The organism is Micromonospora sp. WMMD712, from assembly GCF_029581295.1.
GTDB classification, from domain to species: Bacteria; Actinomycetota; Actinomycetes; order Mycobacteriales; family Micromonosporaceae; genus Micromonospora; species Micromonospora carbonacea.
This window is the reverse complement of the sequence record NZ_CP120743.1, coordinates 7,695,554-7,710,271: the sequence shown is the minus strand read 5'-3', so window position 1 is coordinate 7,710,271 and position 14,718 is coordinate 7,695,554. Positions and strand designations below refer to the sequence as shown.

The 14,718-nt window shown below is 72.2% G+C and carries 12 protein-coding genes; 2 read left to right on the top strand and 10 right to left on the bottom strand.

Annotated features, from left to right (window positions below; translation table 11 throughout):
* Nucleotides 1-2: 2 nt before the first annotated feature.
* Genes O7633_RS32625 through O7633_RS32610 form a run of 4 tightly spaced genes read right to left on the bottom strand, consistent with a single transcriptional unit; the run spans nt 3 to nt 4,319 of the window.
* Nucleotides 3-1,241 carry a mandelate racemase/muconate lactonizing enzyme family protein gene (locus O7633_RS32625; RefSeq protein WP_282325163.1) on the bottom strand — a complete coding sequence of 413 codons (1,239 nt, stop codon included), beginning with the start codon at nt 1,239-1,241 and terminating at the stop codon, nt 3-5.
* A 1-nt stretch (nt 1,242) separates the two neighbouring features.
* Nucleotides 1,243-2,073, bottom strand: a complete 831-nt coding sequence (locus O7633_RS32620; protein ID WP_246384575.1) for a carbohydrate ABC transporter permease — start codon at nt 2,071-2,073, stop codon at nt 1,243-1,245.
* Nucleotides 2,070-3,047 carry a sugar ABC transporter permease gene (locus O7633_RS32615; protein ID WP_282325162.1) on the bottom strand — a complete coding sequence of 326 codons (978 nt, stop codon included), beginning with the start codon at nt 3,045-3,047 and terminating at the stop codon, nt 2,070-2,072. The genes O7633_RS32620 and O7633_RS32615 overlap by 4 nt, the downstream gene beginning before the upstream one ends.
* Before the next feature lie 3 nt (nt 3,048-3,050).
* Complete coding sequence (locus tag O7633_RS32610) at nt 3,051-4,319, bottom strand: extracellular solute-binding protein (protein ID WP_282325161.1); 1,269 nt, start codon at nt 4,317-4,319, stop codon at nt 3,051-3,053.
* Nucleotides 4,320-4,473: 154 nt separating this feature from the next.
* Between O7633_RS32610 and O7633_RS32605 the strand changes: the two genes are divergently transcribed.
* Nucleotides 4,474-5,241, top strand: coding sequence for an FCD domain-containing protein (locus O7633_RS32605; RefSeq protein ID WP_278134188.1), 768 nt, complete (start codon nt 4,474-4,476; stop codon nt 5,239-5,241).
* A gap of 65 nt (nt 5,242-5,306) precedes the next feature.
* Here O7633_RS32605 and O7633_RS32600 read toward each other — a convergent pair whose 3' ends face one another.
* From O7633_RS32600 to O7633_RS32585, 4 genes are all read right to left on the bottom strand, one after another.
* Nucleotides 5,307-7,718, bottom strand: coding sequence for a ricin-type beta-trefoil lectin domain protein (locus O7633_RS32600; RefSeq protein ID WP_278134186.1), 2,412 nt, complete (start codon nt 7,716-7,718; stop codon nt 5,307-5,309).
* A 268-nt stretch (nt 7,719-7,986) separates the two neighbouring features.
* Nucleotides 7,987-8,682 carry a FadR/GntR family transcriptional regulator gene (locus O7633_RS32595; protein WP_074478849.1) on the bottom strand — a complete coding sequence of 232 codons (696 nt, stop codon included), beginning with the start codon at nt 8,680-8,682 and terminating at the stop codon, nt 7,987-7,989.
* Between the two features lie 237 nt (nt 8,683-8,919).
* A complete protein-coding gene (locus O7633_RS32590) occupies nt 8,920-10,233 on the bottom strand; it encodes a PHB depolymerase family esterase (RefSeq protein ID WP_282325160.1) in 1,314 nt (437 codons plus the stop codon).
* Nucleotides 10,234-10,372: 139 nt separating this feature from the next.
* A complete protein-coding gene (locus O7633_RS32585; protein ID WP_282325159.1) occupies nt 10,373-11,746 on the bottom strand; it encodes an endo-1,4-beta-xylanase in 1,374 nt (457 codons plus the stop codon).
* 378 nt (nt 11,747-12,124) lie between these two features.
* Here O7633_RS32585 and O7633_RS32580 point away from each other — a divergent pair, with 378 nt between their 5' ends.
* The gene (locus tag O7633_RS32580) at nt 12,125-12,985 is read left to right on the top strand and encodes an endonuclease/exonuclease/phosphatase family protein (RefSeq protein WP_282325158.1); all 861 of its coding nucleotides are present in this window, start codon (nt 12,125-12,127) and stop codon (nt 12,983-12,985) included.
* On the opposite strand, the gene O7633_RS32575 is transcribed toward O7633_RS32580, so the two are convergent.
* Nucleotides 12,966-13,415, bottom strand: coding sequence for a hypothetical protein (locus O7633_RS32575; protein WP_282325157.1), 450 nt, complete (start codon nt 13,413-13,415; stop codon nt 12,966-12,968). The genes O7633_RS32580 and O7633_RS32575 overlap by 20 nt on opposite strands.
* A gap of 156 nt (nt 13,416-13,571) precedes the next feature.
* Entirely contained in the window at nt 13,572-14,543 is a 972-nt protein-coding gene (locus tag O7633_RS32570; RefSeq protein ID WP_282325156.1) for a PaaX family transcriptional regulator C-terminal domain-containing protein, read from the bottom strand.
* Between the last annotated feature and the right edge of the window lie 175 nt (nt 14,544-14,718).

Below are 14,718 nucleotides of genomic sequence, written 5' to 3'. Positions count from 1 at the left end.
GGTCAGGGCCGGACGGCGGGCGCGACGCCGTCGAGGGTGTGCGCGGGCCCGCCGGGCCGGGTGGTGGCGTGCGGTCGGGCCGTGGTGTAGGCGTGGTCGGCCACCGCCAGCAGGCGTCGCCCGGCCCGTTCCGGCCGCACGTTGGGCCCGTCGGCGGCCGGGGGCTGCGGGCGGCGGTGGGGCGCGCGGAGCTGGTCCTCGGCGACCGTGACGCCCAGGCCCGGCGAGTCACCGAGGACGAACGCGCCGTCGGAGACGTGCAGGTCGAGGCTGAGCCCGACCGGGGCGTGCAGGTCCTGCAACTCGCTGACCAGGTGGTTGGGCACCGACGTGGCGGCGTGCAGGAGGCCGATGGGGCTGTTGCCGATCGGGCTGACCGGCAGGTCGAAGGCGTGCGCCAGGGCGGACACCCGCAGGAAGTGGGTGACGCCCCACACCGCGGCGGCCTGGACGACGTCGACCGCCGCCGCGGCGAGCAGCGGACGGTACTGTTCGAGGCCGGTGAGGTTCTCGCCGGTCGCGACCGAGGCGCGGATGCCCTGCCCGACGGCGGCGAGGCCCTCGGCGTCCCACCGGCGCACGGGCTCCTCGATCCAGACCAGGTCCAGGTCGCGTTCGAGCTCGCAGACGTGCCGGACGGCCTGCTTGCGGGTCCACGCCTCGTTGACGTCGAGCATCAGGCCGGGCCGCCGCCCGTGCGCCGCGTCGGCCAGCACGTCGCGCACCAGGCGCAGGCGGTCGCGGTCCCGCTCGATGTCGAGGCCGCCCTTGAGCTTGGCGGCCCGCAGGCCGTGCCGGGCGTACTCCTGGTACGCCGCGACCAGCTCGTCGTCGCCGAGCCCGATGTCCAGGCCGGACGCGTAGGCGGGGACCCGCCGGTCGCGGCCGCCCAGCAGCCGCCAGAGCGGTTGCCCGGCCGCCCGCGCCTTGATGTCCCACAGTGCGGTGTCGAGCGCGCCGATGGTGCCGAACACCGAGCCCGCGTGGCCCGCCTTGAACGTCTGCCGCAGCATCCGGTCGTACAGGCTGGTCACGGCGCGGGGATCCTCACCGTGCAGCGCCGCGAAGATGTTCTCGATGTCCCCGTGCGGGCCGAGGCCGACGCCGCTGATGCCCTCGTCGGTCTCGACCACGACGATGGGCACGGCGGTGACGCCGTCGGCGAAGACGCCGTTGGCGTCCCCGACGGGGCGTCCCCACTCCTGGCTGGTGGTCAGGGTCCGGTAACCGGTGATCCGCATGTCACCCCTTCGTGGAGCCGGCGGCGACGCCATCGGCGATCTGACGCTGGAGGAAGAGGTAGATCACCAGGACGGGGATCGCGGCGATCAGCACCCCGGAGGCGAAGGTGGGGATGTCGGCGGAGTACTGCCCGCGCAGCGAGGTCACCCCGACCATGAGGGTGCGGTGCTCGGTCGAGGGCATCAGCAGCAGCGCGATCAGCACGTCGTTCCAGCAGAACAGGGCGTCGAGGATGCCGACCGACAGCAACGCCGGGGCGCCCAGCGGCAGCATGATCCGTCGGTAGACGCCGTACACGCTGTTGCCGTCGATGCGGGCCGCGTCGACGATCTCCGTCGGGATGGTCCGGTAGTAGCTGGTCATCAGGAAGATCGTGAAGGGGAGGAACTGCGCGACGTAGGCGAGGACGAGGCCGGGGTAGGTGTCGACGAGCCCGGCGTCGGCCATGATCCGGTTCAGCGGCACCATGATCACCTGGAACGGCACGAAGAGCGCCGCGAGGCAGCCCAGGAACAGCGCCGACGAGCCCCGGAAGCGCAGCTGGCTCAGGGCGAAGCCGGCCATGGAGCCGAACAGCAGCAGCAGGACCACCGCGGCGGTCACCGTGCCGACCGAGTTCGCCAGGTACCGGGCCATGCCGACGCTGTTCCACGCGGTGGCGACGTTCTCCCAGCGCAGGGCGTCGGCCAGCGAGAAGCGGTCGAGGATGTACTCGCGGCGGGTCTTCATCGCCACGTTGGCGGTGAACACCAGCGGGTAGATCGTGGCCAACGCCAGGAGGCTCATCGGGACGGCGAGCAGCCACCTGCCCGGCCGGACGCGGGACGTCACGCCTCCCTCACCCCCCGCCGGAGCAGGCTGATCTGCAGCAGCCCCACCACGAGCATGACGACGAACAGCACCGTCGAGGCGGCCGACGCGAGCGCCGGGCGGTTCATCTGTCCCTGCTGGATCCAGATGTAGTACTCCGGCAGATAGGTCGAGCCCTCGGGGCCGCCGCTGGTCATCACGTAGAGCAGGCCGAACATGGAGGTCAGCATCCCGATCATCGTGGTCACGAAGACGAACTGAATGGTGCGGGAGAGGCTGGGGACGATCACGTGCCGGATGGTCTGGGGCAGCGACGCGCCGTCGACCCGGGCCGCGTCCAGCAGCGAGGCGTCCAGGGTGGCGAACCCGGCGAGGAAGACCACCAGCGCCATGCCGAAGGTCGCCCAGACGTGGACGCCGACCACCACGAACATCGCCACGTCGGGGTCGCCCAGCCAGTCCGTCGGCCCGATGCCCACGCCGCCGAGCACGGTGTTGAGCGGGCCGTCGAAGGCGAGCAGGAGGTTGAAGATCGCGCCGACGATGACCGGGGAGAGCACCGCCGGGAAGAAGTAGACGCTGCGGTAGAAGCGGTGCCCGGGCACGCGCAGGTAGATGAACGTCGCGAGCAGGCCGGGGATCGCCACCGCCACCGGCAGCAGCAGCACGAGCAGCCCGACGTTGCGCAGCGCGCCCCGGAACAGCGGGTCGGCCAGCAGCTCCCGGTAGTTGTCGAGGCCGACCATCGTCCCGTCGCGGTCGCCGTCCCCGGTGAACGAGAAGTTGACCCCGAGCAGCAGCGGCCACAGCCGCAGCAGCACGATGACCAGCACGGCGGGGGCGAGCAGGACGTAGGGGGCGAGGCGTTCGCTCCGCCGGGCGCCACGGCCACGCCGGGCCGCGGCGCCCGGCGACGCCGGCCGCTGGTGTCGCGCCCGGTCGGTCCGCCCGGCCACCACCGGACGGACCGACGTCGACGGTTCTCCACTCGGCACGGGTCAACCGGCCTGGTCCGAGGCCGCCAACTGCCGCACGGCCTCGTCGACGGTGATCGAGCCGCTCAGCAGCTTCTGGGAGACCCGGCCCATCAGGTCCAGGGTGCGCGAGGAGAGCGCCACGTGCAGGGCGGGCTTGCCGCTGGCCAGGTCGGCGACGATCGTGGTGACGGCCGGGCCGCCCTGCGACACGTCGATCGTCGTGTCGGCGGCGATCGCGCCGGCCTGCGTGTGGAAGGCCGTCAGGGCGTCGGTCGAGGTCAACGACCGCACCAGGTCGGCGGCCAGCTTCGGGTCCCTGGTCCACCTGGCGACCCCGTACCCGATGCCGCCGTCGAACGGCAGGCTGGGGGTCGCCCCGGGGACGACCACCGGCGCGCGCATCACGCCGACCTTGTCGGCGGTGAGGAACTCGCCGAAGTCCTTCCAGTGCCCGATGTCGGACATCAGGCCGATGACGTGGGACGCCTTGGCGGACTGGAAGAGCGCGAACGCGTCGTTGAACATCGCCGTCGAGTTCGGCCCGTCGCTGTTGAGCTTCGCGTCCTGGGTCTCCTTCCAGAGCGCGAAGATCCGCTTGACGTGCGGCGAGGTCCAGTCCCGCCTGCCGGCGATCCAGGCGTCGTACTCCTGCGGGGTGAGCACGCCCGAGCCGAAGGCCGAGAGGAAGAACTGGATCCCGATGCCCTCCTTGTTGCCGAGGGCGAAGCACTTCGTGCCGGTCCGCTTCGTGATGGCGGCGCAGTTGGCCACGAACTCGGGCCACGTGGCCGCCGGCTTCGCCGGGTCGAGGCCGGCCTTCTCGTAGAGAGACCGGTTGTAGTAGATCGGGTGGCCCTGGAGGGTCACCGGGCCGGCGTAGGTCTTCCCGTCCTTGGTGAACGCGTCCCAGCCGGCTAGCCGCTGCCGGTCCTCGGCCACGTACTCGTCCAGCGGCAGGAGCGCGTCCACCCGGTCGCGGATCTGCCCGCCGCCGTTGAACAGGATCACGTCGGGGCCCTTGCCCGACTGGATCGCCGTGCCGAGCAGGGTGTAGTACTGGTCGTGGGGCTGGGCGACGAACTCGACGGTCACGCCGGGGTGCTTCCTGGCGAAGTCCGCCTTCGCCTTCTCGACGTACTGCGCGGCGGTGGGCTCACCGGACTTCCAGTCCCAGACCACCAGTTTGGCGTCGGATCCGCCGGGCGAGGAACGCGTCCCCGAGGCGCTCCCGCAGCCACCCAGCACCAGTGCCGCGACGAGGATCGCTGGCCACACTGCTCGCTGCTTCATCGCTGCTCACCTTCGACTATGCGGGTGCCGGAGAGCCGGCCGTCGATGCAAGAATTGACGAGAAGGTAACTCGTATGACGTATGACGTCAACACTGAGGCGTAGAATTTCCCGACGGCGCCACGACCGCCGCCCGCGGGGGCACTGGAGGGGACATGACGGCAGCACAGGAGACCACCCCGAGCATCTCGGGCTCCCCGGCGTGGGCGCGGCGGCCCGCGAACCTCGCCACGGCGGTCACCGCGGAACTGGTGGAGCGCATCGTCCGGGGGGTGCACCCCCCGGGGACCCCCCTGCCCCCCGAGCCGGCGCTGTGCGGGGCGTTCTCCGTGAGCCGCACCGTCGTGCGGGAAGCGGTGAAGATCCTCCAGGAGAAGGGGCTCGTGCAGGTCCGCCAGGGCAGCGGCACCATCGTCACCCCGCCGTCGACGTGGGACATGCTCGACGAGCTCGTGCTCGCGGCGACCATCGCCGAGGACGACAGCCTGGCGATCCTCGACGACCTGGTCGTCACCCGCCGGGTGCTGGAGTCCGACATGGCCAACGTCGCCGCCCGCCTGGCCGACGAGGAGACCGTCGACCGGCTGCGCGCCCTGGTCGACCGGATGGACGAGCTGGTCGACGACCACGTCACCTACCACGAGCACGACCGCGCGTTCCACGACGTGATCATGCAGGCGTCGGGGAACCGCATCGCCCGGGGCGTGGTGCGGGCCCTGGAGAGCCAGGTGGTGAACACCGCCCGGTACATGGGCCGCACCGAGCGCGCGCTCTGCGTGGCGTCCAACCGGGGGCACCGGCGCATCTACGAGCGCATCGCGGCCCACGACCCCGACGGCGCGGCCGAGGCCATGATCACCCACATCACCGAGGCGTGGCTCGTCCGCCGCAGCGGGCCGGACACCGCCCGGCTCGTGCGCTGACGGACGCGCCGCCTGCGGAAGGGGCTCCCCTGGGGCAGCCCCTTCCGCACAGGCGCGGGCAGCGGTCAGCTCCGCGTCCACTTCTGGCTGTTGCCGCCGGTGCAGGTCGCGATGACCACCTGCGTGCCGTTGGCGGTGCCGCCGCCGGTCGGGGACAGGCACAGCCCGGACTGCACCCCGGTGATCGTGCCGTCGGAGTTGAGGTTCCACTGCTGGTTGGTGCCGCCGGTGCAGTCCCAGATGATCACCCTGGTCCCCGACGAGGTCGCCGCGCCCTCGGCGTCGAGGCACTTCGTGCCGTACACCTGGAGCTGCTTGCCGGCGGTCTGCGTCCACTGCTGGTTGGCCCCGCCGTTGCAGTCCCACAGGGTGAGCTGGGTGCCGTTGGTCTGCGACTGCGACGGGACGTCCAGGCACCGGCCGGCGTTGGTGTTGCGCAGCGCGACCTGCGTGCCGCCGCCCACGCCCGGCACGACGCTGAGGTTGTCGAACTGGGCGGTCTGGCCCTGGCTGGTGCCGAAGCCGACGAGACCCGCGCCGAAGGACGAGTCGGTGGCCGTGCCCACGGTGACCCCGTCGACGGTGGCGGTGATGGTGCTGCCGGAGAAGCCCAGGGCGAGGCTGTGCCAGCGGTTGGTGCCGAGCGCGGCGACGGTGCCGCTGCGCAGGGTGGTGAGCTGGTTGCTGGTGTTGTTGCGCAGGATCGACCACGCGCCGGCGTCGGTGACCCGCAGGAAGTACGCGTTCTGGGCGCTGACCGGGTCGAGGTTCTGACTGCCGACCCGGCCCTCCAGCTGGACGTAGCCGGCCTTCTCCAGCAGCACGTCGGCCGAGACCGTGTAGTTGTTCCAGTTCAGGTTGCCGCCGTAGGTGCTGGGGTCGGCCAGGGTCTTCCAGGTGATCGGGGCCATCGGCGACGACTGGCGCAGGCACATGCCGGCCCGGCCGCCGCCGCAGGCGGCGGTCTCGAACGCGCCCTGGTTGTCCTGGAGGTACCGGGCCAGCTTGCCGGCGGGGTAGCTGTCGAAGTTGTCGCTGTAGGGCAGGCTGAGCTGCCCCTGCGGCGGGCTGGTCGCGGTGCCCTTGCCCCCGCCCGTCGTGGTGGTGATCGTGTAGACGCGGCCGGGCTGCACGGTCAGCGAGTAGCGGCCGCCCGAGGGAGTGATGTCGGCGCCGCGGACGAAGTGGTCGGCGGTGTTGTTGGAGTTCAGGTTGGTCGACCACACCCGCACGGAGCCGGTGGAGAGCCCGCCGGTGACGGTGAGGTCCAGGGTCTGCGCGGCGGTCGCGTCCATGGTCTCGACGACCGTGGTGTAGTCGGTGTTGTTCGGCGACTTCAGCGACACGTAGCTGCCGTTGTTGCGCGCGCCGCCGATGTAGCCGCTGGACGAGTCCAGATACTTCCAGCCCGGCGCGGTGAACTGGGTGGTGTGGGCGAGCGTCCAGGCGTTCTTGCCGACGGCGTACCAGCCGGACCAGGGCTGGTTGGCCAGCATCAGCCCGACGGTGGCCCAGGGGATGTTCGTGGTGGTCGCGCCGATCAGGTTCCAGTTGATGTACGCGGTCATCCGCCCGTCGAGGTAGCCCCGGTTGATGCCGCGCGCCAGCGGCTTGGCGCCGTCGTTGTAGTCCTGCGAGCCGCCCTCGCTGTTCCACAGGGTCTCGCCGGTGGCGGTGGCGTTGGCCGACACGGTGCAGGTGGTCTGCGCGGCCAGGTAGCCGCACGGGTAGTGGCCGCCGATGACGTCGATCGCGTTGCGCAGCGCCGCGTTGTTGACGGCCACGTTGGCCGGGTTCCAGCTGCCCGGGTAGTCGTCGCCGAAGATGAGCTTCACGCCGGCGTAGCCGTTGTTGTTGAGCGCGGTACGCAGGTTGATGGTCCAGTTGGCGTCGTACAACCGCTCGTTCTGGGCGGCGGTGAGGTAGTCGATGGTCAGGTTGTGCTGCTTGGCGCAGCCCAGCCAGGCCAGGTGGTAGTCGATCGAGTCCTGGGACATGAAGGTGCCGTTGCCGATCCAGCCCGGCGCGCCCCAGGCCAGCCCGACGAGCTTGATGCTCGGGTTGCGGAGCTTGGCCTGCTCCATGATCCACCACTCGTAGCCGCGGTTGCAGTCGAGGTCGCCGCGGAAGTGGGAGTGGCTCGGCTCGGACCCGCTGGTGGAGTTGGTGTCGCCGCCGATCTCCACCTTGAGGATCTGCAACGAGGCGCCGTAGTCGGGCTTGAAGAGGTAGTCGAGGATCTGGCCGCGCTGGGGCTCGGGATAGTCGATCAGCAGCCGGCTGTTGCCGCCGCCGCCGCTGACCGCGCCGAGGCCGTCGAAGGTCTTGCCGCCCGACGCCCCGTTGATCGTGATCGAGGTGGCGGCCCGGGCGGGCGCGGCGAGACCGCCCACCGCGCCACCGACGGCCAGCAGAGTGCCGACGAGCAGAAGCGCGAGGGCCGATGGGCGGCGAAGGAGCCGCCTGGTTCCTGACATGGGTCGGGCCTCCCCGGGGAACACGGCTCGACCTCGCCGGCCTGGTCACCCCGCTGGGACCGACACCCGTGTGGTGGTGGTGCGGTGCGGCATGAGGGAGGATCGGGTCGCGCCTATTCATAGATAAACGTCGACTAGTTAGTCGTCATACGTTATATCTCTCGCGGTGGCGCGGGTCAACCCTGCCCGGCCGGGACGGCGACGGCGGCGGCGGCGGCGGCGGCCCCAGCGGGCGGGACCCGGCGGCGGGGCCGGTCGGCGGGCCGGGTCAGGCGTCCGTCGCCTGGACGGCGAGCACCCGCCGCAGCCACGCCTCGGAGGTGTTGACGTGCATCAGCGCGCTGGCCTGGGCCAGCAACTGGTCACCCGCGCGCAGCGCGAGGTAGATCGCGTGGTGCTCGTCGATCGTCTGGTGTGCCGAGTTGCCCTCGATCAACCCGCGCCACACCCGCGCCCGCACCGTACGGCTGGACAGCCCGTCCAGCAGCGAGGTGAGCGTCTCGTTGCCGGTCGCGGCGACGACGGTGTGGTGGAACGCGGTGTCGAACCGGATCAGCTTCTCCGCGTCGTCGGCCGCCGCCCGCATCTCCTCCAGGATCCGGCTGAGCCCGTCGAGGTCGGCGTCGGTCATCCGCAGCGCCGCCAGGCCGGTCGCCACCGGCTCCAGCATCCGGCGCACCTCCATCACCTCCAGCAGGGTGTCGTCGCGCAGCAGCTCCACCGCGACGCCCAGGCCCTCCAGCAGCAGCCGGGGGGCGAGGCTGGTGACGTACGTCCCGTCGCCCCGTCGCACGTCGAGCACCCGGGCCGATTCGAGCACCTTCACGGCCTCCCGCACCCCGCTGCGGGACAGCCCCATCTGCGCGGCCAGTTGCGGCTCCGGTGGCAGCCGCGCGCCCGGCGGCAGCTCGCCGCTCTGGATCATGCTGCGGATCTTCGCGATCGCGTCGTCGGTCAGTGCCACCCCGGCCCCCTCAGCGCCCGCCGCCCTACGCCGACGGCACGGGACCCGGCACCCGCGCCCCGCGGATGCCGGCAGCACCCCACTATAGGAGACGTCACATGTTTGTCTCCCGGCGCGGACACGGCCGACGCCGCACTCGCCGCCGACGCCGCGCCGGGAGCACGACGCGCTCCGGGGCGACGGACCAGGTGCGTCCGCCGCCCCGGAGCCGGGGGTACGCCTGCCGCCGTCCGGCGGTCAGGAGGCCGTGCAGGTGGGGGTCTGGGTGGGCGCGGTGCCGTTGCCCTGGAACCCGAACTCGGTCACCTGACCGGCGGCGAGCTGACCGTTGTAGTCCACGTTGGCGAACCGCACCGTCCCCGAACTACCACTGGCCGTCGCCGACCACGTACCCGTGACAGTCGTGCCACCCGGCAACACCACACTCACGTTCCAACCCCGGGTACCACCGGAACCAGCGGTCACCTTCACCGTGGCCACGAAACCACCCGTCCACGAATTCGCCGACACCGTCGCCGAACACCCGGCCCCACCCGGCGGCGGAGTCGTCGGGGGCGGCGTGGTCGGGGGCGGGGTGGTCGGAGGCGGGGTCGTCGGAGGCGGGGTCGTCGGGGGCGGCGTGGTGGGGTTGGCCACGTCGAAGCCGAGGAAGCGGATGGCCTGCGCGGTGTCGAACGGGATGGAGTGGCCGTACCCCTGGAAGCTGATCGCCTCGACCGGCGGCGTGCCGCCGGTGCCGCCGTAGCGGGTGCGGGTGGCGCTGGTCTGCGGGTAGTCGGTGGAAACGGGGGTCTGGGACACCCCGAGCACGTTGGTCCACTGCTTGATCTGCTCGCCGAAGTTGACGTAGCTCAGCGTGGTGTCCGTGGTGCCGTGCCAGATCTGCATGCGGGGACGCCTGCCGGTGTAGCCGGGGTAGGCGTTGCGCACCAGGTCGCCCCACTGCTGCGGGGTCTTGACGATCCGTCCGCCGGAGCACTCGCTGTTCCACTCCGAGCCGTTCGTGGTGGCGAAGCAGCCGAACGGCACGCCGGAGGAGCTCACCCCGGCGTGGAACACGTCCGGGTAGAGGCCGGCCATCACGTTGGTCATCATGGCGCCGGACGAGAACCCGAGGACGCCGATGCGGTTGGCGTCGACCGGGTAGCGGGCCCGGACGTAGTCGATCATGGACTTGAGGCCCACCGGGTCGCTGCCGCCGTCACGCCGCAGGGCCTGCGGGGAGGAGACATCCCAGCACTTGCTGCTGCGGGTCACCGACGGGTAGATCACGATGTAGCCGTAGCGGTCGGCGAGGGAGCTGAGCTGGTAGCCGGTGTGCAGCGCCGGGCCGCTGCCGGTGCAGTAGTGCAGGGCCAGCAGCAGCGGGGGCCGGGCCGCCACCCGGTCCGGCACGTACAGGTGCATCTGAAGGTTGGTCGGGTTGGTGCCGAAGTTGGTCACCTGGGTGAGCGTCGCGGCCGACGCCGGGGTGGCGGCGCTGATCACGGCCGTCGTCGTCGCCAGGGCCGTCGCCAGCGCGACCGCCAGCAGGGCGATCCTTCGTTTCATCGGCGCTTCCTTCGTGGTGGGTGGGGTGCGGTGGCGGGGCGGTGCCCGGCCCCGTCGGGCCGCGCGGCGGTCGACGGGCCGGCCCGACCAGGGGCCGTCGGCCCGACCCGGGGTGCTCCGGGTCGGGCCGACGGACGGGTCAGGAGGCGGTGCAGGTGGGGGTCTGGGTGGGCGCGGTGCCGTTGCCCTGGAACCCGAACTCGGTCACCTGACCGGCGGCGAGCTGACCGTTGTAGTCCACGTTGGCGAACCGCACCGTCCCCGAACTACCACTGGCCGTCGCCGACCACGTACCCGTGACAGTCGTGCCACCCGGCAACACCACACTCACGTTCCAACCCCGGGTACCACCGGAACCAGCGGTCACCTTCACCGTGGCCACGAAACCACCCGTCCACGAATTCGCCGACACCGTCGCCGAACACCCGGCCCCACCCGGCGGCGGAGTCGTCGGGTTCGGCGGAGTGGTGGTGGGGTTCGGCGGGGTGGTCGTCGGGTTGGGGATGCCGGTGCCGGCGTTGAGGGCGTTGAGGACGGAGTCGTACGCCGGCTTCTTGTTGCCGTTGCAGTCGAACAGCAGGGCGTTGTCGGACCCGCGCCACGAGTCGCAGTCCCGCACGCCCCACACCGTGATGCCGGTGCAGCGCGACACGTTCATGCACGCCCGGGTCACCGCGCCGAAGATGTTCGCCTGGTTGCCGCCGGTCATGACGTCCAGCTCGGTGATCTGCACGTCGACGCCGAGGTCGGCGAAGCGCTGGAGGTTGGCCTGGTAGTCGCTGGCCAGCGTGGTGCCCAGGTGGGACTGGAAGCCGACGCAGTCGATCGGCACGCCCCGGGACTTGAAGTCGCGCACCATGTTGTAGATGCCGGTCGACTTCGCGTTGACCCCGTCGGTGTTGTAGTCGTTGTAGCAGAGCTTCGCGCCCGGGTCGGCCGCCCGCGCGGCGCGGAACGCCGCCTCGATCCAGTCGTTGCCGGTGCGCTGGAGGTTCGAGTCACGCCGGCCGCCGCTGTTGCCGTCGGCGAACGCCTCGTTCACCACGTCCCAGGCGTAGATCTGCCCCTTGAAGTGGGTGGCGACCTGGGTGACGTGGTTGATCATCGCGCTGCGCAGGGCGCTGCCGGACATGCCCTGCGCCCAGCCCGGCTCCTGCTGGTGCCAGAGCAGGGCGTGGCCCCGCACGCTCATCCCGTTGGCCCGGGCGTGGCTGACGAGGCGGTCGCCGCCGCTGTAGTTGAACTGGCCCTGCTGCGGCTCGGTGGCGTCCCACTTCATCTCGTTCTCGGCCACGACGCTGTTGAACTCGCGGTTGAGAATCGTCGTGTACGTGCTGTTGGAGAGTTTGCCCGTCGCGACCGCGGCGCCGAAGTAGCGGCCCTTCTCGGCCGCGGCAGCCCGCAGGGTCGTCCCGGCGCTGGCGGCGGGGGCCATCGTCACCAGCACGCCGGCGGTGAGTGCGCCGGTGACCGCGAGGGTCACCGTCGTCAGGAGGGCTCTCTTGCGTCTCATGTCGATTCCTTCTCCGGGTGGATTGCAGCGGTGGTGGTGCGCCCGGATTGGTTCCGCAAAGGAGATCCGGGCGGATGATCCTGAAACGGTCACTGTTGCCGCGCGAGGCCCGTCCCGCCGTCACTGACAGCGCCGATGGGGATGCTGATCCGACGCCCGCATGCCCTGTGGGGAAGCCGCGATCCCGAGGTGCGACCGGCAGGCCCGCCCGGTGGGCCATCGACGCCGGCATCCTCGACATCGACTGTGAACGATAACAAGGTCGTTCGTCAAGTCCTGCCGAATCGCACCGGCTCAGGCCGACGCCGTGGGGCGCAGGCCGCCGAACCGGTCACCGAGCCGGCCACCGCCGGCCGCCGGGGGCAGTAGGATCCGGTCGTGGTCGGTCGTCGACGGCGCGCCCTGCGCCGGGCCCTGGCGGCCGTGCTCCTGGCCGGCGCCGCCTCGGTGCCCGCCGTGCCGTCGGCGTCCCCCGCCGCGACCACGACGCTGCGGGTGCTCCAGCTCAACCTCTGCAACAGCGGCCGGGCCGGCTGCTACACCGGCCGGGCGGTGCCCCGGGCCGCCGAGGTGATCCGGGCCGAGGCCCCGCAGGTGGTGACCCTGAACGAGATCTGCCAGGGCGACGTGCCCGCACTCGGGCGGGTGTTCGGGCGGGTCCACCGCGGCGGCCCGGTGGCGGCGGAGTTCCGGGCCGCCGACGACCGTCCGAGCGGCGGCGTCACCCGGTGCCGCGACGGCCAGCCGTACGGCATCGGCCTGCTGGTGCGGCTCCCCACGCCCGACCGGAGGCACCTGGTGCACAGCGGGACCTACCCGGTGCAGGACCCCGCGGACCCGGAGCTGCGGGCCTGGCTCTGCGTCCACGTCCCCGACGTCGTCAACGCCTGCACCACGCACCTGGCGGCGTTCAGCGCCGGCACGGCGCTGGCGCAGTGCGGCCACCTGTTCGACACGGTGGTGCCGGCGGTGCTCGGCCGCGCCGGGTACGCGCCGACCGTGCTGGGCGGCGACCTCAACCTCCGCGTCGGCGGCTCACCCGACCTGCGGTCGTGCGTGCCGCCGGACCGTCCCCGCGTCGATGACGGCGCGGTGCAGCAGATCGTCGCCACCCCGGGCGTCACCGTCGACGCCGGCCGGTCGGTGAGCATGCGCGACGCGACCGACCACCCGGGGCTGCTGGCCACGCTCACGATCGGCCACGGCCGTCCGGCCCCGGTCAGGAGACAGCGGCCCTGACCAGCTCGACGACCTTCCGCTCGACGGCGGGGCTCCACGCCCGCAGCGCGTACGCCACCGGCCACAGGTCGCCGTCGTCGAGGTTGGCCGCGTCCTGGAAACCGAGGGTCGAGTAGCGGTAGTTGAACTTGCCCGCGTCCTGGAAGAAGACGACGATCTTGCCGTTCGCGTCGGCGTAGGCGGGCATCCCGTACCAGGTCTTGGCCGACAGCTGCGGGGCGGCGGCGGTGACCGCCACGTGCACCCGCTCGGCGAGCGCGCGGTCCTCCGGCGCCATCTGCGCGATCCGGTCGAGGACCGCCTGGATCCCGTCGGCCCTCTTGGCACCCTTCCTGCCCTCGGCGCGCAGCTCGGCGGCGCGCTCCTTCATGGCGGCCCGTTCCTCGGGGGTGAAGCCGTCGGACCCGGTCGTGGACTCCTTGGCGGACATGTGGGGCTCCCTTGCGCCGTTCGGGGCCGGCGGAGCGCCGGCTGCCTGGCAAAAGGCTAGGCCCGGCGGCCCGGCCGTGCTTCTCGATTCCTGATCGTTGCGCCGGGGCCGGTCGGCGGCCGGCGGCCCGGCGCGCCCCACCGGCGGGCAGGGAGGTCAGGGCACGGGCGCGGCGGCGCCGCACACGCCGGCGAGGAGATCGGCGGTGGTGTGGGCCGCGACGCCGGGCTGCGCGCCGTCGGCGAACCGCGCGACCACGGCCCGGACGTGCCGCTCGGCGGGCTCGGCGAGGCCGTCGTAGACGGCCGCGAACAGCTCCCGGGCCCGCTGCCTCGGCCACCCCTGCGGCAGCAGGTCCAGTGGCAGCTGCGGATCGAGGGTGGGAAAGCGCCGGTAGGTGTCCATCACCTCGGTGCGTGCCCGCACCGCCGCCGCGCCGTCGAGCCGTCCGGAGCGCACCCGGGGCAGCAGCGGCGTCCACCGGCGCAGGAACGCCTCGTAGTGCCGGCTGATCGCGTCCACGTCCCAGGCGTCGACGGGGGCGCGGTGGCTGATCGCGTCGAGGGCGGCCTGCCGGCCCCGGAACACCGTGACGGCACCGGGGGTGAGCTCGGCGAGCTGCGCCCGCGCCTTGGGCGTCAGCTCGTGCGGCGAGATCCACAGGCCGTCGTACAGGGGCGCGTAGCCGAGCCAGCGGAGCCGACCGCGCAGGGCCCGCCGCTGCGCGCTGCGCTCCTGCGGCAGGGAGAAGGCGACGATCGTCCAGCACCCGTCCCACGGCACCGCCGTGGCGGTGGACGCCACGATCCAGCTCCCCCCGGCCGCGAGGCTGGCGGCGGCGGCGCGGCTGAGCCGGTAGGCGCTGCGCCGGCCCTGGCGGCTGCCCTCCAGCACGCCCCGACGGGCCAGCCGGCTGATCGCGGTCCGGGCGCCGGCCGTGGACACCCCGGCCTCGGCGAGCAACGCGACGATGGCGGCGGACGGGAGCGCGGCCCGGGTCCGCAGCGTGTAGTCCGCCAGCAGGGTCACCGCGACGCCCTGGGGCGAGTTGCCGGACTGCCTCCGGGGCAGCCGCAGCGGGTGCTCGTCGTCCGGATAGATCTCCTCGATGCTGAACGGGCTTGCCACAGGCGCTCCGGGCTCGAACTCGGGGACGGAACAACGACTGTAGACGGATCTCCGGCGGCCCGGCTCGCCGTGGCGCGCCCGCCCCGGGCCGGCCCGACCGACGACCCAACGTGATCGAGGTGCATCGATTGACACTTGTGGGACCCGGGGGAACACTAAGTGCTACGCGATGCCC

Coding starts and splice junctions, on each gene's coding strand:
- O7633_RS32605 (WP_278134188.1), top strand. CDS start 4,474: ATGACGGCAGCACAGGAGACCACCCCGAGCATCTCGGGCTCCCCGGCG.
- O7633_RS32575 (WP_282325157.1), bottom strand. CDS start 13,415: ATGTCCGCCAAGGAGTCCACGACCGGGTCCGACGGCTTCACCCCCGAG.
- O7633_RS32590 (WP_282325160.1), bottom strand. CDS start 10,233: ATGAAACGAAGGATCGCCCTGCTGGCGGTCGCGCTGGCGACGGCCCTG.
- O7633_RS32585 (WP_282325159.1), bottom strand. CDS start 11,746: ATGAGACGCAAGAGAGCCCTCCTGACGACGGTGACCCTCGCGGTCACC.
- O7633_RS32610 (WP_282325161.1), bottom strand. CDS start 4,319: ATGAAGCAGCGAGCAGTGTGGCCAGCGATCCTCGTCGCGGCACTGGTG.
- O7633_RS32625 (WP_282325163.1), bottom strand. CDS start 1,241: ATGCGGATCACCGGTTACCGGACCCTGACCACCAGCCAGGAGTGGGGA.
- O7633_RS32600 (WP_278134186.1), bottom strand. CDS start 7,718: ATGTCAGGAACCAGGCGGCTCCTTCGCCGCCCATCGGCCCTCGCGCTT.